18 protein-coding genes are annotated in these 19,773 nt (G+C 66.7%); 7 read left to right on the top strand and 11 right to left on the bottom strand.

The features are described 5' to 3' along the window. Positions 1 to 5: 5 nt before the first annotated feature. Positions 6 to 707 carry a response regulator gene (locus BLT73_RS01740; protein ID WP_090520293.1) on the bottom strand — a complete coding sequence of 234 codons (702 nt, stop codon included), beginning with the start codon at positions 705 to 707 and terminating at the stop codon, positions 6 to 8. After that, on the bottom strand, positions 704 to 1,228 hold the full coding sequence (locus tag BLT73_RS01735) for a MarR family winged helix-turn-helix transcriptional regulator (protein ID WP_090520291.1): 525 nt from the start codon (positions 1,226 to 1,228) through the stop codon (positions 704 to 706). Before BLT73_RS01735 ends, BLT73_RS01740 begins: the two co-directional genes overlap by 4 nt. A 152-nt stretch (positions 1,229 to 1,380) precedes the next feature. Here BLT73_RS01735 and BLT73_RS01730 point away from each other — a divergent pair, with 152 nt between their 5' ends. Then, the gene (locus tag BLT73_RS01730) at positions 1,381 to 2,250 is read left to right on the top strand and encodes a branched-chain amino acid aminotransferase (protein ID WP_090520924.1); all 870 of its coding nucleotides are present in this window, start codon (positions 1,381 to 1,383) and stop codon (positions 2,248 to 2,250) included. 81 nt (positions 2,251 to 2,331) lie between these two features. Beyond that, positions 2,332 to 3,456 carry an alkane 1-monooxygenase gene (locus tag BLT73_RS01725; protein WP_090520289.1) on the top strand — a complete coding sequence of 375 codons (1,125 nt, stop codon included), beginning with the start codon at positions 2,332 to 2,334 and terminating at the stop codon, positions 3,454 to 3,456. A 13-nt stretch (positions 3,457 to 3,469) separates the two neighbouring features. Here BLT73_RS01725 and truA read toward each other — a convergent pair whose 3' ends face one another. Continuing rightward, positions 3,470 to 4,246, bottom strand: a complete 777-nt coding sequence (gene truA, locus BLT73_RS01720; protein WP_090520287.1) for a tRNA pseudouridine(38-40) synthase TruA — start codon at positions 4,244 to 4,246, stop codon at positions 3,470 to 3,472. Next, positions 4,246 to 5,199, bottom strand: a complete 954-nt coding sequence (locus tag BLT73_RS01715) for a 5-bromo-4-chloroindolyl phosphate hydrolysis family protein (RefSeq protein ID WP_090520285.1) — start codon at positions 5,197 to 5,199, stop codon at positions 4,246 to 4,248. Before BLT73_RS01715 ends, truA begins: the two co-directional genes overlap by 1 nt. Before the next feature lie 254 nt (positions 5,200 to 5,453). On the opposite strand from BLT73_RS01715, the gene BLT73_RS01710 reads away from it, so the two are divergent. Then, positions 5,454 to 6,680, top strand: coding sequence for an MFS transporter (locus tag BLT73_RS01710; RefSeq protein WP_245726904.1), 1,227 nt, complete (start codon positions 5,454 to 5,456; stop codon positions 6,678 to 6,680). Here BLT73_RS01710 and rocF read toward each other — a convergent pair. The 3 genes from rocF to metG all read right to left on the bottom strand — a co-directional run bounded on the left by rocF (position 6,674) and on the right by metG (position 10,112). Further along, a complete protein-coding gene (gene rocF / locus BLT73_RS01705; protein WP_090520282.1) occupies positions 6,674 to 7,594 on the bottom strand; it encodes an arginase in 921 nt (306 codons plus the stop codon). The two genes, BLT73_RS01710 and rocF, sit on opposite strands and share 7 nt — an antisense overlap. A 79-nt stretch (positions 7,595 to 7,673) precedes the next feature. Further along, on the bottom strand, positions 7,674 to 8,402 hold the full coding sequence (locus tag BLT73_RS01700; RefSeq protein ID WP_090520280.1) for a TSUP family transporter: 729 nt from the start codon (positions 8,400 to 8,402) through the stop codon (positions 7,674 to 7,676). A 3-nt stretch (positions 8,403 to 8,405) separates the two neighbouring features. After that, positions 8,406 to 10,112 (bottom strand): methionine--tRNA ligase, encoded by a 1,707-nt coding sequence (metG, locus tag BLT73_RS01695; RefSeq protein WP_090520279.1) that lies wholly within the window; start codon positions 10,110 to 10,112, stop codon positions 8,406 to 8,408. Positions 10,113 to 10,275: 163 nt separating this feature from the next. Here metG and BLT73_RS01690 point away from each other — a divergent pair, with 163 nt between their 5' ends. Beyond that, the gene (locus tag BLT73_RS01690) at positions 10,276 to 10,542 is read left to right on the top strand and encodes a hypothetical protein (RefSeq protein ID WP_090520277.1); all 267 of its coding nucleotides are present in this window, start codon (positions 10,276 to 10,278) and stop codon (positions 10,540 to 10,542) included. A gap of 146 nt (positions 10,543 to 10,688) precedes the next feature. Then, positions 10,689 to 14,423 carry a methionine synthase gene (gene metH / locus BLT73_RS01685; protein ID WP_090520275.1) on the top strand — a complete coding sequence of 1,245 codons (3,735 nt, stop codon included), beginning with the start codon at positions 10,689 to 10,691 and terminating at the stop codon, positions 14,421 to 14,423. Between the two features lie 86 nt (positions 14,424 to 14,509). On the opposite strand, the gene BLT73_RS01680 is transcribed toward metH, so the two are convergent. The 4 genes from BLT73_RS01680 to BLT73_RS01665 all read right to left on the bottom strand — a co-directional run bounded on the left by BLT73_RS01680 (position 14,510) and on the right by BLT73_RS01665 (position 17,322). Beyond that, positions 14,510 to 14,788 carry a hypothetical protein gene (locus BLT73_RS01680; protein ID WP_090520273.1) on the bottom strand — a complete coding sequence of 93 codons (279 nt, stop codon included), beginning with the start codon at positions 14,786 to 14,788 and terminating at the stop codon, positions 14,510 to 14,512. Positions 14,789 to 14,903: 115 nt separating this feature from the next. Next, positions 14,904 to 15,725, bottom strand: a complete 822-nt coding sequence (locus BLT73_RS01675) for a lysophospholipid acyltransferase family protein (RefSeq protein WP_090520921.1) — start codon at positions 15,723 to 15,725, stop codon at positions 14,904 to 14,906. Next, entirely contained in the window at positions 15,722 to 16,648 is a 927-nt protein-coding gene (locus BLT73_RS01670; RefSeq protein ID WP_090520271.1) for a cell division protein FtsX, read from the bottom strand. Before BLT73_RS01670 ends, BLT73_RS01675 begins: the two co-directional genes overlap by 4 nt. Continuing rightward, entirely contained in the window at positions 16,645 to 17,322 is a 678-nt protein-coding gene (locus tag BLT73_RS01665) for a cell division ATP-binding protein FtsE (RefSeq protein WP_090520269.1), read from the bottom strand. Before BLT73_RS01665 ends, BLT73_RS01670 begins: the two co-directional genes overlap by 4 nt. A 114-nt stretch (positions 17,323 to 17,436) precedes the next feature. Here BLT73_RS01665 and BLT73_RS01660 point away from each other — a divergent pair, with 114 nt between their 5' ends. Further along, the gene (locus BLT73_RS01660; protein WP_090520267.1) at positions 17,437 to 18,540 is read left to right on the top strand and encodes a zinc-ribbon domain-containing protein; all 1,104 of its coding nucleotides are present in this window, start codon (positions 17,437 to 17,439) and stop codon (positions 18,538 to 18,540) included. Continuing rightward, positions 18,540 to 19,640: a pyridoxal phosphate-dependent aminotransferase gene (locus BLT73_RS01655; protein ID WP_090520264.1), complete on the top strand. Its 1,101-nt coding sequence runs from the start codon at positions 18,540 to 18,542 to the stop codon at positions 19,638 to 19,640. The genes BLT73_RS01660 and BLT73_RS01655 overlap by 1 nt, the downstream gene beginning before the upstream one ends. Positions 19,641 to 19,773 lie beyond the last annotated feature (133 nt).

Here is a 19,773-nt window from a genome sequence, read left to right as displayed (position 1 = left end):
CCGGATCAGTCGGGCAGCAGCATGTATCCCGCCCCGCGCACCGTCTGCAGATAGCGCGGCTCCTTCGGATCGCGTTCGATCTTGCGGCGCAGCCGGGTGATCTGCACGTCTATCGCCCGGTCCGAGCTTTCGCCGTCATCGGACGGGGTGCGGCCCAGATCCAGCGTCAGATCGGTGCGGCTGACCGGCTCTCCCGGCGTTTCGGCCAGCCGGCGCAGCAGCGCGGCTTCGGTCCCGGTCAGGTGGATATGGGCGTCACCATCGAAAAGCTGTCCGCGCTCGGTGTCATAGCGCAGCAGCCCCATCGTCATGTATTTCGGCCCGGCCGGCTGGGCTTGCGGAACCCGGCGCAGAATGGCGGCGATGCGCAGCAGCAACTCGCGCGGCTCGAAGGGTTTTGGCAGGTAGTCATCCGCCCCCGCCTCCAGCCCCGCGATCCGCTCGCTGGTGTCGCCAAGCGCGGTCAGCAGCAGGATCGGCGTGGCAAGACGCTTGCGCAGATCCCGCGTCAGCCCGACACCGTCCTCGCCCGGCATCATCACATCCAGCACGATCAGGTCGAACTCCAGCCCCCGCAGGATCTTGCGCGCATGGCTGGCATCATGCGCGGTGGAGACGAGATAGCCGTTCTTGACCAGGAACCTGCGCAACAGGCTGCGGATCCGTTCGTCATCATCAACGACCAGGATATGCGCCGCCTCGCTCATTCCGCGGCATCCTGGCGGCGCATCTCGCGGAACCGGCGCGCCCCGGCCTCGTCCATCATCGCCTCGAGCACTTGCCGGAACCCGGCCACGGCTTGCGGACCCGCCGCACGATAGGCCGCACGGACGCGGGCGCGCTGCGCCTCGGACAGCCGCTTTTCCAGCGCAGCGCCGGTTTCGGACAGAAACAATTGCCGTTCGCGCCGGTCGCGTTGACCCACGCGGGATTCGACCAGCCCGTCTTTCAGAAGCGTGCGCAGCACCCGGTTCAGCGACTGCTTCGTCACGCCCAGAATATCCAGCAGATCGGACACGGTCAGGCCGGGCTTGCGGGCGATGAAATGCATGGCGCGGTGATGGGCACGACCGTAATCCATCCCCTCCAGGATTTCGTCGGGATCGGAGGTGAAGGCACGATAGGCAAAGAAGAACGCCTCGATCCCGCCCCGGATCTGCTCATCGGTGAGGAACAGCAGGTTTTCCGCCCCCTGGCCGATCACCGGATTTGCCGTTGGGTTCTTCATCCCGTGCCCCCCGCTCGTTCAGCCCATATTTTAAGTCAGCCTTGTTGACTTTCCAAGAATGAATTGCTAGAAAATCGCCATAGTTGCGCAAGAATAAAACTCCATTTTGCATCTTGTCGCAATTTTCCGAAAGGCAAGCAGTGGGGATGCGCATGGAAGGTGCCTATGACGACCGCGACGGCAAGATCTGGATGAATGGCGAGTTGGTGGAGTGGCGTGATGCCACGATCCACGTGCTCACCCATGCGCTGCATTACGCCTCCTCCGTGTTCGAGGGGGAGCGCTGCTATGACGGCAAGATCTTCAAGAGCCACGACCATTCGCTGCGGCTGATCGAATCGGGGCGGCTGCTGGACATGCCGGTGCCCTATTCCGCAGAAGAACTGGACGCGGCGAAAGAGGCCGTGCTGAAGGCGAACGGGCTGACCAACGCCTATCTCCGCGCGGTGGCGTTCAGGGCCTCCGGGCCGGATATGGGCGTCTCGGCGCGGCGCAACCCGATCAGCGTGGCGGTCACGGCCTGGGAATGGGGCAGCTATTACGGCGATGCGAAATGGCAGGGGGCGAAGCTGGACATCAGCAAGTGGAAACGCCCCGACCCAGAGACCATCCCGACCGCCGCCAAGGCCGCCGGGCTCTACATGATCTGCACCATGTCCAAACATGCGGCCGAGGCGAAAGGCTGTTCTGACGCGCTGTTCTATGACTGGGAAGGCTACGTGGCCGAGGCGACGGGGGCGAATATCTTCTTCATCAAGGATGGCGAGGTGCACACGCCGATGGCCGACCGCTTCCTGAACGGCATCACCCGCCAGACGGTGATCGGCATGCTGAAGAAGATGGGCTACACCGTGCATGAACGCCGGATTCGGCCCGAGGAGCTGGACGAGTTCAGCGAATGCTGGCTGACCGGTTCCGCGGCCGAAATCACGCCGGTGGGCCAGATCGGTGATCACCATTACCAGGTCGGGCAGATCACCCGAGAGGTCTCGGACGCCTATGACGCGCTTGTGCGGGCCTGATCCGGGCGGGCGCGGCCGCAGCGCCGTGATCCGCCCTTGCCGCGCTTCCGCGAAAGCGATCGCTTCGCTATAGGATGGGGCATGGACCCGGATTTTCGCCACGCGCTGCCCTTCTGGATGTCGCTCGGCCTCGTGCCGCTGGCGGTGCTGGCCGCCGCGATGGGGGGCTGGTGGTGGGGGTTGATGCCAGCATATGCGTGGTATCTGGTGACCGGGCTGGATCTGGTGCTGGGGCTGGATCAGTCAAACCCCGACACCGAGACCGGGGTGGAGGCGCTGTTCTGGTATCGCGCCGTCACGGTGGTCTGGTTTCCGGTGCAGTTCTGCCTGATCTTCGGCCTGATCTATTACGCCACCCGGTCCGGCCTGTCAGGCTGGGAACAGCTTGGCCTGTTCTTCGGGCTGGGCGTCGCCAGCGGCACGATCGGCATGGTCTATGCCCACGAGCTGCTCCATCAGCGGCCGGGCTGGGAGCGCTGGCTGGGCGATCTGCTCCTCGCCTCTACGCTGTATTCGCATTTCCGCACCGAGCATCTGCTGGTCCATCATTCCTGGGTGGCGACACCGCGCGACGCCGTCTCGGCCCGCTACAATGAAGGCTTTTACCGCTTCTTCTGGCGGGTTCTTTCAGAGGGGCCGGCAAGTGCGTGGCGCGCCGAGCGCAACCGGCTAGCCCGCGCCGGACGGCCGGTCACCGACCGGCGCAACCCGTTCTGGCGCTATGGCGCATTGCAGGCGGGGATGCTGGGCCTCGCCTTGCTGCTTGGCGGCTGGCAGGGGGTGCTGCTGTTCGTCTGGCAGGCCTTCGTCGCGATCTGGCAGCTTGAGCTGACGAATTATGTCGAACATTACGGTCTGACCCGGCGCCATCTGGGCAATGGGAAATACGAGCATGTCCTGCCCCGGCATAGCTGGAACGCGGCGCACAAGGCGACGAACTGGCTGCTCATCAATCTTCAGCGGCATTCGGACCACCACTACAAGCCCGACCGGCGTTTCCCGCTTCTCCAGACCTATTCCGTGGATGAGGCGCCGCAACTGCCGATGGGCTATCCGGCGATGACGTTCCTGGCGATGATCCCGCCCTTGTGGCGGCGGCGCATGAATCCCCGCGTGCGGGCATGGCGGCGGCAATTTTATCCCGATATCGCGGATTGGAAGCCCTATAATCGCGGCGACCTGCCGATGCCGCGCGGCGCGATCTGACCGCGCCGCCGCATCACGCGAATGGATCGGTCGCGTAGCCCACGCCGGTCAGGGACAGACCCTGCGGCGGGCAGACCGGCCCGCAAGCCGCGCGGTCCCGTGCGTCGAGCGCGTCGCGCACCCGCTCGGGCGCCCAGGCCCCCGCACCGACCCGTTCCAGCGTGCCCACGATGCTGCGCACCTGATTGTGCAGAAAGCTGCGCGCGCGAAGCTGGAACCGGATCTCCTGCCCGGCGGGATAGGGCAGTTCGTCGATGACGATCTCGTCCAGCGTCTTTACCGGCGATTTCGCCTGGCACATCGTGCTGCGGAAGGTGGTGAAATCATGCTGGCCGAGAAGATGCCGCGCGGCGTCGCGCATCGCATCGGCATCGAGCGGCCGCAGCACCTGCCACACCTGCCCGCGATCCGCGACCACCGGCGCGCGGCGTGCCACGAGCCGAAAGGCATAGCGCCGTTCGAGCGCGGAGAAGCGGGCATGAAAATCGTCACCGACCTCCGCGACCGCGGTGATGGCGACCGGATCCGGCTTCAGATGCCAGTTCAGCGCCTCTCCCAGGCGGAAGGGCGGCCAGTCTCGCGCCAGATCGGCGTGAAAGACCTGGCCCGTGGCGTGAACGCCCGCATCCGTCCGCCCGGCTGCCGCGATTCGCGCACCCTCGGCGAAGCCCGCATCCAGCCGGCCAAGCGCCGCCTCGATCGCGGCCTGCACGCTCGGCTGACCCGCCTGCGCCTGCCAGCCGGCGAAGGGCGCGCCGTCATATTCGACCCGGAAGGCGTAGCGCGGCATCAGTCCCGCTTGCGCCCCGCCTTGACGGTGTCCCGGATCAGATCGGTCAGATCATGGCCGCGACGGTCCTCCAGGGCCGGGGATGCCGGTTCCCGCGTGCGGACGCCTTCCCGTGCCAGCCGGTCGCGCAAGACCTGCATCTCGATATCGAAATCTGCCCGGCCGCCTTCGATCAGCGAGCGGGTCCGGGCGGCGAAATTCCCTTCCAGATCGCTCAGCAGCTTCTCGTAATCGTCGCGGGCCGAGGCATCCTTGGTATGGGCGTAGAGATCCGCGAACTTCACCGTCGCATCGCGCGCGCCCATCAGATAGACGCCCAGATAGCGCCGCGCGGCGGTCAGATCACCGGGATCCTCCTCGACCCGGCGGAACAGCTCGCGCGCGGTCTCGGCGAAGACCTGCACCCGCGCCTCCAGCCGCCGATCGCCCGTGCGGCGGATCGCGTCGAGCATCCCGGCCAGGTAGTCCTCGCCCTCGGCCACGACGCGCGCTACCCGGTCCTGCTGGAACGGATCGATCCCTTCCATGCCCTTGTCGCGCATCGGGTCGCCGCCGAAGGACAGGTAATGCAGCACTGCCCCCGCGACGCCGATCAGCCCGGCACCGGCAAAGGCAGATGGTTCGGCTGCCCCGACCGCCAGACCAAGCCCGGTCGCGACCCCGCCGAACAGCTTGCGCGGCCAGGCCGGACGGCGCGCGACGCGCCGCGCGTCATAGGACGCCTCGGCCTGCAACCCCTCGCGGGTCAGCAGCCCGCCAATGGCGACGATGCCGAATCCGGCCAGGTTCGTGACCAGCCCGAACGGGTCCTGCCAGAAGGCGGTCATCAGGAACGGAGAGGCGGAGATCGTGATCCATTTCACCCGCGACTCCAGCGGATGGACCGGCTCCCCCTTGGGCTGGGGCATATCCGGCTGACCGGGCGAGAAACGTCCACCGAAACGCTTGGCCATGTCGCCGCCTATGCCGCGCCTGCCAGCGACGCATACAGCGTCAGCAGGACCAACAGGTAGAAGGACAGCCTTTTCGTGGCTTTGCTGGACATCGATCTCTCCGGTTGCGGTCATGGAACAGATGGGCCGAGCGTCGCGCGATTGCAACCGTGATCGGGCCCCGTTCCCCAAGGATGTGCCACCATCCTGCCCGCTTTACCTGCGCCGGGACGGGCGCTAAGCCGATCCGGGCAACTGAATGGCAGAGCGTCGGGGTGGCATTGACAGACATGGAGGAGCCGGAGGGTGCGGATGCACGCGCCACCAAGCGCAATGCCACGCTGCTTTTGTGCCTCACGGTGATCTGCGGCATGTCGCCCTGGTTCGCCACCGGTGCGGCGATCCTCGACATCGCCCGCGAACGCCAGATCGGGCCGGTGATGCAGGCCATGCTGTCCTCGGCGGTGCAGGCGGGGTTCGTTGCCGGTGCGCTTGGCGTGGCCGTCACCGGCATCGCGGACCGCATCGACCCGAGGCGGGTGCTGGCCGTCTCGGCGCTGCTGAACGCGGCGCTTACGCTGACGCTTCTGGTCCTGCCGCCGGGCAGCCCGGCCTCCGTCCTGCTGCGCTTTCTGGCCGGAATGGGGTTCGCGGGCATCTATCCGGTCGGGATGAAGATCATGGTCGGCTGGGGGCTGCGCGACCGGGGCTATCTGGTGGGGCTGCTGGTCGGGGCCCTGACGATGGGTTCGGCCCTGCCGCATCTCGTCAGCTATCTGGGCGGCACGGATTGGCGCGTGGTGATCGCTGCCACCGGCATCGCGTCGCTGCTGGCGGCGCTGATGGCGCTGTTCCTGCGCCTCGGCCCGCATCACGCCCGCGCGCGCGGCTTCGATATCCGCGCCATCCGCCTGATCTGGACCGACCGCAATATCCGCGCCGCGACGGGCGGCTATCTGGGCCATATGTGGGAGCTTTACGCCTTCTGGTCCTGGATCGGGGCCTTCGCTGCCGCCAGCTATGCCAAGCGATTGCCAGACGCGGAGGCGGCGGCGCTTGCCGCGCTGACGGCGTTCTGCGCAATCGCGCTCGGGGCGCTGTGTTGTGTGCCCGCCGGGCGCATGGCCGACCGCTGGGGCAAGTCCCGCATTGCGGCCACGGCGCTGATCCTGTCCGGGACGGCCGGGCTGCTCAGCGCCGCGTCGTTTGGCGGCGAGGTCTGGCTGGTTGCCGGGCTGCTGCTGTTATGGGGCGCTGCGATCATCCCGGACAGCGCCCAGTTCTCGGCGCTGATCGCGGATCACGCGCCGCCGCATCTGGCGGGCAGCCTGATGGCCTTGCAGACGGCGCTCGGATTCGCGCTGACCATCCTTACGGTGCAGATCACCCCGGTTGTCGCCGCGGCAATCGGCTGGCAAGCGACTTTCCTGCTGCTGGTGCTCGGCCCGGGTTTCGGGATCGCCGCGCTGCGCACCGCCCGTTCAGGCGGCGCGGATCAATAGCTGCGGGTGCGGCGGTCGAACACCTTCTGCCCCATCATCGAGCCGACCAGATCGACCATCAGCTTCGCGGTCCGGCCGCGATCATCGAGGAACGGGTTCAGCTCGACCAGGTCGAGCGAGGTCACGCGCCCCGATTCATGCAGCATCTCGCAGACCAGATGCGCCTCGCGAAATGTCGTGCCGCCCGGCACGGTGGTGCCGACGGCCGGCGCGATGGATGGGTCGAGGAAATCCACGTCGAGCGAGACATGCAGCATCCCGTCCGCCGCCTGCACCTGGTCCAGGAACTCCTTCAGCGGGGCTGCAATCCCGCGCTCGTCCAGAACCCGCATGTCGTTCACGGTGATCTCGGTCTCCTCCAGCATCGCGTGTTCGGCCGGATCGACGCTGCGGATGCCGAACATGCAGATATTCTCGCCCGGCACCGGGGCCGGAAAATCGGGGAAGGGCGCGAAACCCGCGCGGCCCGCGGCATAGGCCATCGGCGTGCCATGCAGATTGCCGGAGGTAGTGGTGGCGGGTGTGTGGAAGTCGCTATGCGCGTCCAGCCAGATCACGAAAAGCGGGCGGCCCACGGCCTTCGCATGGGCGGCGACCCCGGACAGGGTGCCAAGCGCCAGCGCATGATCCCCGCCCAGAAAGATCGGCATGCCGCGCGGCATGGCATCGCGCGCGGCGGCCGCCAGCGCATTGGTCCAGCCGATCACCTCGGGCAAGTGATGAATGGCCTCGTTCGCATGGGTCTCTTCGCCTAGGGCGGCAGGTGTCGCGTCGCCCTGATCCTCGACCGTGTGGCCAAGCGCGCGCAGCACTTCGGCCAGCCCGGCCACGCGATAGGCGGCCGGACCCATCAGGCAGCCCGCGCGGCGCTGCCCCTCATCCATCGGGGCGCCGATCAATATGCAGTTCGTCATCCGGGACTCCCTTGTCGTTCTCGGGCAAAAGGATAGGCGGGATGAGGGGGTTAGGCCAGCCTGCCGATGGCGGAGACGATCAGCGACGTCCCCGACAGAAACAGCAGGATGAGGGCGAATTTGCGGATCGTGGCGGTCTCGAACGGCGAGGAAAGCGCCGCGCGACCCAGGTGCCGAACAGCACCGCCGGGGCCGCGCCCGCCGCACTGATGAGCAGCGCAGTGTCGAATCCACCGGTGGAGATGACAAGCAGGCTGCGCAGGATCTGGGTGGCGAAGAACAGCAGCAGCAGCGTCGCACGCAGCGCCGCAAGCGGCATGGGCTGGCGATAGAGATGCCAGATCACCGGCGGGCCGGTGGTCGAGAACAGCCCGCCCATCACCCCGCCCGCCAGGCCGGACAGGAAAAATGTCACCGGCGCGGAGCGGGTCGCGCGCTGCGTCGGGCGCATGGCGAGCTGGACCGCAGCACCCGCGATCACCAGCCCCAGCAGAAGCTGCAACAGCCCGATCGCCGTCCCGGCCAGCCAGCCCAGCAGGAAAAACCCCGCGATCAGGCTGGGACAGGCGCCCAGCAGGACCAGCATCAGCGCCGGGCGATCAGCCTCGCGCAGGCTGCGGCGCAGCACGAAACTGCCATGCAGGATGACCAGCATCGAGGTAATCGCCGCCGCCTGTGGCACCGGCATCAGGCCGAGCGCCCCGGTCACACCCATCAGGATCAGCCCGAGCGCAAATCCGGTGGTGGTCTGGATCCAGGCTCCCATCGCTGCGACCACCCAGAAGATGATCAGGCCCGGATCCGGCACCGCTCAGCCTCGCACGCCGCTGAACCGTTCTGACCATTCGTCGCGCTGATCGTCGGTGATCTTCGCAAACAGATTGTCCGGCACGGTGAATGCATGCCCCGGCGGCAGCGCGGTCAGCGCCGCGTCCACGTCATCGGGCCAGGCGGCGCTGCTGTTCATCGCCTCGCGCAGCCGCGCGGCGGTGAAGGGAAGGAACGGGGCCGACAGCACCGCGTAAAGCCCGATCAGGTTCAGCCCCAGCCGGACCTGCATCGCCGCCCGGTCGGGATCTTCCTTGAAGGTCGCCCAGGGTGCCGCCGCCTGCAGATATTCATTGCCAAGCACCCAGATCGCGCGCAGTTCCGCCGCCGCCTTGCGGATCTCCATGCGGTCCATCTGCGCCTCATAGGCGCGGACGCGCCGCGTGATCGCGCTTGCCAACTCGCGCTCGGCATCGCCCCATGCCGCGCCGTCGGGCACGGCTTCGCCGAATTTCGATCGGCAGAACTTGGTGACCCGGCTGACGAAATTGCCCAGAACATCGGCCAGATCCTTGTTCACCGATTGCTGGAAATTCTCCCAGGTGAACTCGCTGTCGCCGGATTCGGGGGCATGGGACAGGAGCCACCACCGCCAGTAATCGGCCGGCAGCAGGTCGAGCGCGTCATCCATGAACACGCCGCGCCCCTGCGAGGTGCTGAACTGCCCGCCATCATAGGTCAGATAATTGAACGACTTGATGTAATCGACCAGCTTCCACGGCTCGCCCGAGCCCATGATCGTGACCGGGAAACCCAGCGTGTGGAAGGGCACGTTGTCCTTGCCCATGAACTGGGTATAGGTCACGTCCTCCGCGCCCTTGTCGGTGCGCCACCAGCGTTCCCAGTCGCCGCCCTGCGCCTCGGCCCACTCGGCAGTGGCGCCGATATATTCGATGGGCGCGTCGAACCAGACATAGAAGACCTTGCCTTCCATCCCTGGCCAGGCCTGATCGCCCTTCTGCACCGGCACGCCCCAGTCCAGATCGCGGGTGATGCCGCGATCCTGCAACCCGTCCCCGTCGAACAGCCATTTCTTCGCGATGGAGGTGGTCAGCACCGGCCAATCGGTCTTGCTGTCGATCCATTCGGCGATCCGGTCACGCATCGCGGACTGGCGCAGAAAGAGATGCTTGGTCTCGCGCACCTCAAGGTCGGTCGAGCCGGAAATTGCGCTGCGCGGGTCGATCAGGTCGGTCGGGTCGAGCTGCTTGGTGCAGTTCTCGCATTGATCGCCGCGGGCCTTCTCATAACCGCAATTCGGGCAGGTGCCCTCGATATAGCGGTCGGGCAGGAAGCGGCCATCTTCGTTGGAATAGACCTGCTTTTCACTGACCTCGCGGATCAGCCCCGCCGCGTCCAGCCGGCCCGCGAAATGCTGGGTCAGGCGGTGGTTCTGCGGGCTGGAGGAGCGGCCATAGTGATCGAAGCTGAGGCCGAACCCCTCGGCCAGCTTGGACTGCTCTGCATGCATCCGGCGGCAATATTCGGCAACGGGCTCGCCGGTCTTGGCCGCGGCCAGCTCGGCCGGGGTGCCATGCTCGTCGGTGGCGCAGATGAACATGACCTCATGGCCGCGCCCGCGCAGATAGCGGGCATAGAGATCCGCCGGCAATTGCGAGCCGACGAGATTGCCCAGATGCTTGATGCCGTTGATATAGGGCAGGGCCGAGGTGATGAGATGGCGTGCCATGTGCGCTCCCGCAAGGATCGCGCGGTATGTAACGCTTGCCGCAGGGGTTTGGAAGGGCAAGCGGTGATCGGCGGCTGATGCGCGCCGCCTGATCTATCGGACAGATGGACGCATTCCCGCCAAGCTGTTATAATCATATGTTAAAATGTTAACGGGGTTATACATGCAGGCCGCTATTCTGGGCGTGACAAGCCTTTGCCTCGCCGGTACCGCGCAGGCGCAATTTTCTGAAGAGCGCGTGCGCGAGCAGCTCTTTGCCCAGGGTTATGAGCATATCGAGATCTCGGAAGACGGCGGCACGATTCATGTCGGGGCCGAGCGCGGCAAGATTCGGCTGCATTCGACCTATGACAAGGTTACCGGCGAACATCTTGCTGACAGGTTCAGCCAGCGCGGAAAGGACGGGGCGTCGGACGAGCCGCTTCGCTGACGCGGGCCCGCCGCTGGCACTGCGGCCCGCCATCGCGGACCCCGGCTGGACTTGAACGCGCCGCAAGATCATCATGCGGAACATGCGTTTGTCGAACATGCTGACGGCTGCTAGAAGCATGGCCTGATTTCGCAGCAGGTGACCACGTGGCCGAACTTCCTCTCTCCCCCGCATTCCAGCAGATCCGCGAGCTGGCGCGTACGCGCATCCTGATCCTGGATGGCGCGATGGGCACGCAGATCCAGAAGCTCGGCCTGTCGGAGGATGATTTCACCGGCCATGGCGCGGGCTGTGCCTGCCATATCCACAGCGATCACCCGCAAAAGGGCAATAACGACCTGCTCAACCTGACCCGCCCCGACGCGATCGAGGAGATCCATTATCTCTACGCCAAGGCAGGGGCCGATATCGTCGAAACCAACACGTTTTCCTCCACCACCATCGCGCAGGCGGATTACGCGTTGCAGGACAAGGTGCGGGATCTGAATTTCGAGGGCGCAAGGCTGGCCCGCAAGGCGATGGACCGCGCCACGGCCGAGGATGGGCGGCCGCGTTTTGTGGCCGGCGCGCTTGGCCCGACGAACCGGACCGCCTCGATCAGCCCGGATGTGAACAATCCCGGCTACCGCGCCGTGACCTTCGATCAACTGGCCGAGGCGTATGCCGAACAGACCCGCGCCCTGATCGAGGGCGGGGCCGATCTGATCCTGATCGAGACGATTTTCGACACGCTGAACGCCAAGGCCGCGATCTTTGCGTGTGAACAGGTGTTCGCGGAAAACAAGCTGCGCCTGCCGGTGATGATCTCTGGCACGATCACCGATCTGTCGGGCCGGACGCTGTCCGGGCAGACGCCCACCGCGTTCTGGCACTCCATCCGCCATGCGCAGCCGCTGACCGTGGGGTTGAACTGTGCGCTTGGGGCCGAGGCGATGCGCCCGCATCTGGCCGAAATCTCGGACGCGGCGGATACGCTGGTTTGCGCTTATCCCAATGCCGGTCTGCCCAACGAGATGGGCGAATATGACGAGACGCCCGAACAGATGGCCGCGCAGGTGGCCGAATTCGCGCGTGAGGGGCTGGTCAACGTGGTTGGCGGCTGCTGCGGCTCGACCTACGACCATATCCGCGCCATCGCCGAGGCCGTCCGCGATGCGACCCCGCGCGAAATCCCGGAAAAGGAACCGCTGCTGCGCCTGTCTGGTCTGGAGCCCTTCACCAAGACCGATGACATCCCCTTCGTGAATGTGGGCGAGCGCACGAACGTCACCGGCTCTGCCCGGTTCCGCAAGCTGATCACCAATGGCGATTACGCCACCGCGCTCGACGTGGCGCGCGATCAGGTGGAAAACGGCGCGCAGATCATCGATGTGAACATGGATGAGGGGCTGATCGACAGCGAAAAGGCGATGGTCGACTACCTGAACCTGATTGCTTCGGAGCCCGATATCGCCCGCGTCCCGATCATGGTCGACAGCTCCAAATGGGAGGTGATCGAGGCCGGGCTGAAATGCATTCAGGGCAAGCCGGTGGTGAACTCCATCAGCCTGAAGGAGGGGGAGGAGCAGTTCCTGCACCATGCCCGCCTCTGCCGTGCCTACGGGGCGGCGGTGATCGTGATGGCCTTCGATGAAACCGGGCAGGCCGACACCGAAAACCGCAAGGTCGAGATCTGCACCCGCGCCTATGAATTGCTGACGCAGGAAGTCGGCTTCCCGCCCGAGGACATCATCTTCGACCCGAATATCTTCGCCGTCGCGACCGGGATCGAGGAACACGACAATTACGGCGTCGATTTCATCAACGCCACGCGCCGCATCACTCAGACCCTGCCGCATGTGCATATCTCGGGCGGGGTGTCGAACCTGTCCTTCAGCTTCCGCGGCAACGAACCGGTGCGCGAGGCGATGCATGCGGTGTTTCTCTATCATGCCATCCAGGCCGGGATGGATATGGGCATCGTCAATGCCGGGCAGCTGGCGGTCTATGACCAGATCGACCCCGAATTGCGCGAGGCCTGCGAGGATGTGGTCCAGAACCGCCGCCCGGACGCAACCGAGCGGATGCTGGAGATTGCCGAGAAATATCGCGGCGAAGGCGGGGCCAAGACCCGCGAAAAAGACCTGTCATGGCGGGAATGGTCGGTCGAGAAGCGGCTGGAACATGCGCTCGTCAACGGCATCACCGAATATATCGACGACGACACGGAAGAGGCGCGGCTGAATGCCGCCCGGCCCTTGCATGTGATCGAAGGCCCGCTGATGGCCGGAATGAATGTGGTGGGGGACCTGTTCGGGGCGGGCAAGATGTTCCTGCCTCAGGTGGTCAAATCCGCCCGCGTGATGAAACAGGCCGTGGCCCATCTGCTGCCGTATATGGAGGCCGAAAAAGCCGCATCGGGCGAGGAGAGCAGCAACGGCAAGATCCTCATGGCCACCGTGAAGGGCGATGTGCACGATATCGGCAAGAACATCGTCGGCGTCGTGCTGGCCTGCAACAATTACGAGATCATCGATCTCGGCGTCATGGTGCCCGCGACAAAGATCCTTGAGACCGCGAAGGCCGAGAAGGTAGATATCATCGGCCTGTCCGGCCTGATCACGCCCTCGCTCGATGAAATGGTCCATGTCGCCGCCGAGATGGAGCGGGAAGGCTTCGACACCCCCCTGCTGATCGGCGGCGCGACCACGAGCCGCGTGCACACGGCGGTCAAGATCAATCCGCGCTATCACAAGGGACAGGCGATCTATGTCACCGATGCCAGCCGGGCCGTCGGTGTCGTGTCGCAGCTTCTGTCGGATCAGTGGGCGGATTACACGGCGAATATCAACGCCGAATACGAGGAGGCGGCGGCGAAGTATAATCGCGGCGACAAGACCAAGACGCGGCTGGCGCTTGCCGATGCGCGGGCCAATCCCGTGCCGGTGGATTTCAGCGACTGGCAGGCGACGGTGCCGAAATTTTTCGGGCCGCGCGTGATCGAGGATTTCGATCTGGCCGAGATTGCGGAGTTCATCGACTGGACGCCGTTTTTCCAGACCTGGGAGATGAAGGGGGTCTATCCCCGCATTCTCGACGATGAGAAACAAGGCGAGGCGGCGCGGGCGCTGTTTGCCGATGCGCAGGCCATGCTGAAGCAGATCATTGCCGAGAAATGGTTCACCCCGCGCGCTGTGATCGGCTTCTGGCCGGCGAACCGGGTGGGCGACGATATCCGCCTGTTCACCGACGAGACGCGCGCCGAGGAACTCGCAACATTCTACACGCTGCGCCAGCAGGTCTCGAAACGCGAGGGGCGGCCCAACGCGGCGCTTGCCGATTTCGTGGCGCCGGAGGGGCAGGCGGATTATGTCGGCGGTTTCGTGGTGACGTCCGGCCCGCAGGATCACGAGCTGGCGAATGGCTTCAAGGAAAAGGGCGACGATTATTCCGCGATCATGGTGCAGGCCCTGTCGGACCGCTTTGCCGAGGCGATGGCCGAGATGATGCATCAGCGCGTGCGCCGACAGCACTGGGGTTACGCGCCCGATGAGACGCTGAGCAATGCCGAGTTGATTGCCGAAGGCTATGGCGGCATCCGCCCCGCCCCCGGCTATCCCGCCCAGCCCGATCACACGGAAAAGCTGACGCTGTTCCGCCTGCTCGACGCGACGCAGGCCACCGGGGTCGAGCTGACCGAGTCGATGGCGATGTGGCCGGGCTCATCCGTGTCCGGGATCTATATCGGCCATCCCGTCGCCTATTATTTCGGCGTCGCCAAGGTCGAGGCCGATCAGGTGGCCGATTATGCCGCCCGTAAGGGCATGGCGCTGGCAGAGGTCGAACGCTGGCTGGCGCCGATCCTCAACTACGTGCCGTCGGCCGCGACCGCGGCGGAATAACGGCGTTCTTACCGTTCAAAGATGAGCGGGCCGCGCGATCGTCACGCGGCCCGCAGGATCTCACCCGTCTCCCGGTCGCAGCCGGGTCAGGCCGGGTTGCCCGCGGTCGGCGCATAGACCGGCTCGCCACCTTCCAAGATCCGCACACCCTCGTTCCGGCAATAGGTATCGCCGGTCTTGATGCTCATTCCGACGGGCATGTCGATGGCACGGTCCCAGGCGGTCTGGCCGGTGGTGTAGAGCTGGCAGGTCACCGGCCCCATCGGCGTATCGGCGATCACCGGCGCGGATTCGAAGTCTTCGGGGTTGATGCAGGCGGACAGCGCGCCGACAGCGGCGATGGCGAGGGCAGTTCTCAGATACATGACTTCGATCCTATCGGTCAGAGGAATGACGGCACAAAAATTCGCGCGACAGGCGAATGATAGGGCCTTAACTCACTCTTGCAATTGCCAAAAAAGGCAGTTCGTTAATGACGGGTCAACCGGTGAAGCCGTCGGTCCGAAGTCCCGCCTCGCGCATCAGCGCGTCGCTGCGGGTCTCGATCACCTCGCGCAGCCGTGCGATGAAGGCATCGCGGCTCTCGCCCGGCTCGGCCTGCATGGGCGGCAGGAACTCGATGATCGCGCGGCCCCCGGACACCGGCGTGCCGCGCTTGGGCCAGAACATCCCGCAATTCACCGCGACCGGATGCACCGGCAATCCGGTCTCCAGATGGATCGTGCCGATGCCGTGCTTGTAGGGGCGATGCTCGCCCGGCCTCGTGCGGGTGCCCTCGGGATAGACGATCAGGTGACCGACCCCGTCCGGCGTCGCCATGCGCTCGCGGATCCGGCCGACGATCTGGCCCATCGCGTCGCGGCCGCGGGTGCGGTCGATCGGAATGCAGCCCACCTCGCGCGCATACCAGCCCATGATCGGCACGCGCAGCACCTCGCGCTTCATCACGAAGGCGCGCCGCTGCGCCGCGCAGGCAATGGCCAGGATGTCCAGAAAGCTCTGGTGCTTGGATGCGATCAGCGCGTCCTCGCCCCGCAGCGGCGGCGTCCCGCGCAGCTCCACCGCGACGCCCATATGCCAGCGGGCCGCGCGCAGCATGTAGCCGATCCAGATCGTGGCGACCCGGTTGGCGCCCTTGCGACCCTGGCGAAGCTGGGTGATCCCCCAGAGCCCCAGCACCAGCGTCGCCAGCGCGACATGCAGGTAATAGCTCAGCGTGCGCAGATGGCTGAACAGGCCGGTCTGGCGCGGCACCGGCGACAGCCGCGCGCCCTCGGTACCGGTCAGCAGCGCGCCGCTCATGGCACCGCCCGCAGCATGCGCAGCGCCGCCCATCTGGTGGCGAAGAAGCCGACACAGGCGGCCAGCGGCGGGATCAGAAGCGGCCACAGCCAGCCCCAGCCGCGAAACCCCAGCCCGGTCAGGAAGCCGCCCGCCTCGTCCATCCCCGGCAGAAAGGCGATGGCCAGCATCCCCAGCACGGTGCCGCCCGCAGCCCCGAGCGCCGCCCGGCGGGTAAAGCGCCGCACAAAGGCCTGCGCGATGGTCACGTCCCGCGCCCCGATCAGCCGCAGCACCCGGATCACCTGCCCGTTCGCCGCCAGCGAGGATTGCGCGGCAAGCGCCATCATCGCCGCGCCGGCCGCAGCGATCAGCCCCAGCGAGACAACGCCCAGCACGCGCAGCCGCCGCGCCGCCGAGACCAGCGGTTCGCGCCAGCGTGTGTGGTCGTCCAGCACCGCGCCCGGCACCTCCGCCTCCAGCCGCAACCGCAGACCTTCCGCGTCGAACGCGTCCCCGCCCTCGCGGATCTCGATCAGCTTCGGCACCGGCAGCGCCTCGACCGGCACGTCCGGGCCGAACCACGGGGTCAGCAGGTCCGCGACCTCGTCCGAGGGCAGCATCCGCGCCTCTGCGATGCCCGGCGTCTGATCGAGAATGCCCATGACACGGCCCGTCTGCGCCTCGATCTCGTCGGCGGGGGCCGAGACCCGCACCGTGACCGTCTGCGCCAGCGAGGCCGACCAGCGTTCCGCCAGCCGCCCGGTCGCAAAGCTCAGCGCCAGCGCGAACACCGCCAGGAAAGCCATCGCGCCTGCGGTCAACAGCGTCAGCTGCGCGGTGACGCCGGTGGGCGGCACGATGCGACCGGTGCCGGCATTGTCGCGCCCGATCAGCCCGCGCCACAGGCTGCGCCAATCGACATTCCGCAGATCCGCCCTCATAGATCGGCCCCCGCAAGTTGCACCTTCCGCCCCGAGATCCTGAGCGACCGCGCCTGCACATCCATCTGCCGCGCCGCGCGGATCAGGTCCATGTCATGGGTCGCGATCAGCACCGTCTTGCCCGAGCGGTTCAGCTCGACCAGCAATTGCAGCAGCCGCAGCGACATGTCCCAGTCCAGATTGCCGGTCGGCTCATCGGCCAGCACGAAATCCGGCGACATGATGACCGCGCGTGCCAGCGCCGCCCGCTGCCGCTCTCCGCCCGACAGCGACGGCGGCAAGGCGCGGGCATGGCCGCTCATCCCGACCCATCCGAGCAGCTCTTTCAGCGCCTGCATATCGACCGGCTGGCTGGCCACGGTCAGCGGCAGCGCCACGTTCTCCGCCACCGGCAGGTGATCGAGGAATTGCGCGTCCTGATGCAGCACCCCCACCTTCCGGCGCAGCATGGCGATCCCGTCGCGCGACAGGCCGGACACGTCATGGCCAAAGGCGGTCAAGCTGCCGCTGCTCGGCAAAAGATCGGCATAGCACAGCCGCAGGAAGGTGGTCTTGCCCGACCCGGACGGCCCGGTCAGGAAATGAAACGACCCGGCGGGCAGGGTTAGGTTCATCTCCGACAGCAAGTCTCCGCCTTCGCGATAGCCGAAGGACACGTCCTGCATTTCGATCAAGGCTGCCTCCTTGGCGTACTTGTCATGCCGCGGCGCTTGGAAGCCGGGCGTTGCGTTGATAGAACAGCGCGTGGCGGAATGCCAGAAACGGCGCGGCTTTTGACAGGACGACTGATGCGGCTGATTTGCCCGGAATGCAACGCGCAGTATGAGCTGCCCGAGGACGCCATCCCGCCGGAGGGGCGGGAGGTCGAATGCGCGGCGTGCGGCACGATCTGGCATCAGGACCAGGCGAACAAGGCTCCGGCCCGGTCAGCCGAGCCGCCCGCAGGGTCGCGCGCCCCGCACTCTGTGCCGAATGCGGATCAGCCGGCTCATGCGGAGCAGCCGCCCGCACCCGACATGGAGACAAGACCGTCGCGCGGGTTGTCCGACGATCTGCGCGCCGCCGCGCAGTCTGGTGACGGTCAGGTCCGGGACGGCGCGGATCCGGATCTGGGCGATGCGCCGGTGCTGCGCCGGCCCTTGCCCGACGATGTGCTGTCAATTCTGCGCGAGGAAACCGCCCGCGAGCTGCGCGCCCGCCGCGGCATCCAGCCCGGCGCGGCGCAGCAAGACACGGCACAGCCACCGAAACGGCCCGAAACGGCTGCCCCAAACAGAGCCGGGGCGGAGGAGGCCGGGCCTCACTCGCCTCCGCCGCGCACCGACGCCGTGGAGCCCGCGCCGGCCGCGCCCGCGCGCGACGCCGTGGCGCGAGAGCCCGATCCCGCGGACGATGCGCCACGGCTCGATGCCGTGCAGAACGCGCCCGATCTCGACTGGCCTGCGACCACGGTCACGGCACCCGACGATTCCGAACCGCGCGTGGTGGCGCGCGGCGCGGCCCGTCCGCATCGGGCAGGGCAGGATGGCTCTGCTATCCTGACCACCGCCGCCCCGACCGATCCCGCGCCGGTGCCGCGCCGCAACCTGCCGCCCGAGGATGTCGAGCCGGTGGCGACGCTGCCGGACGCCGAGATCATCGCGGCGACGTTGCAGCCCGGCCGTGCCGCCACTGATGCCCGCCCACCGCACGAAGCGGATCGCGCACGGCACGGATATGGTGCGGGCATGACGCGCGCGCTGATCGCCGTCGCGGCACTCCTCATCCTCTATCTGCTCGCCGCGCTCTGGGTCCGCAGCGGCGACGCGCCCGCCCCCATAGCCGGGTTCGTCGGCGGGGTGGAGACGGCGCGGGCGGCGCTACAATCGCTTATCGGATCGGGATTGCGCTGATGTGGTTTGCCCCGATCCCCGAAAACCTTCCCGCCACCGTCCCCTTCGTCGGACCCGAGGCGCAGGAGCGTCGGCGCGGGGCCCCGTATACCGCCCGGATCGGTGCCAATGAGAACGGCTTCGGACCCTCGCCCCGCGCCATCGAAGCCATGGCGCGCGAGGCCGCGGAGATCTGGAAATACGGCGATTCCGACAATCACGAACTCCGCCACGCCCTGGCCACGCATCACGGCTGCGATCCGGACTGCATAATGGTGGGAGAGGGGATCGACGCGCTTCTGGGCCTGACCGTGCGCCTGATGGTCGCGCCGGGCGATGTCGTCATCACCTCTGACGGCGCCTATCCGACCTTCAACTACCATGTCGCGGGCTTCGGCGGGGATCTGGTCAAACTGCCTTACCGCGATGATCGTGAGGATCTGGCGGCGCTGCTCGACCAAGCGGCCGAACGGCAGGCGCGGCTGGTCTATTTCGCCAATCCCGACAACCCGATGGGAAGCTGGCACGAAGGATCGGAGATCGCGGCGCGGCTCGACCAGATCCCGCAGGGCTGCCTGCTGATCCTCGACGAAGCCTATGCGGAATTCGCGCCGGATTCTGCCTTGCCGGTGATCGACCCGGCCGACCGCCGCGTGATCCGGATGCGCACCTTCTCCAAGGCCTATGGCATGGCGGGGGCGCGGATCGGATATGCCATCGGCGCGCCGGATCTCATCGCCGGGTTCGACCGGATCCGGAATCATTTCGGGGTGAACCGGATCGCGCAGGCCGGCGCGCTCGCGGCGCTGAAGGATGCGGCCTGGCTGGAACACATCCGCCAGCGTGTCGATGCGGCCCGCGCCCGGATCGGACGGATCGCCGCCGGGAACGGGCTGTCCGCCCTGCCATCCGCGACGAATTTCGTCGCCATCGACTGCGGCCGCGACGGCGCCTTCGCCCGCGCGGTGCTGGCCGATCTGGACCGGGCGGGGGTGTTCGTGCGCATGCCGGGCGTGGCCCCGTTGGATCGCTGCATCCGCGTATCCTGCGCCCCCGAGGCAGAGCTGGACGCCTTCGCGGCGGCGCTGCCGCAGGCGCTGAAGGCGGCAGGGCGGGCCTGAACCTCGCCGCCGTCAGAGCGAGTATTTGTCCTGAAACCCACGCAATCCCGCTCGCTCCGGCTGCGGCAACTTGGCCACTATCCGGCCCGCCCGAACCGTTCCGCGCTTGCCGGGCCCGCCGCGGACGTTAATC

The sequence above is a fragment of the Paracoccus isoporae genome (assembly GCF_900101865.1).
GTDB lineage: Bacteria > Pseudomonadota > Alphaproteobacteria > Rhodobacterales > Rhodobacteraceae > Paracoccus > Paracoccus isoporae.
The sequence above is the reverse complement of the archived record's forward strand: the minus strand, read 5'-3'. Positions and strand labels throughout refer to the sequence as shown.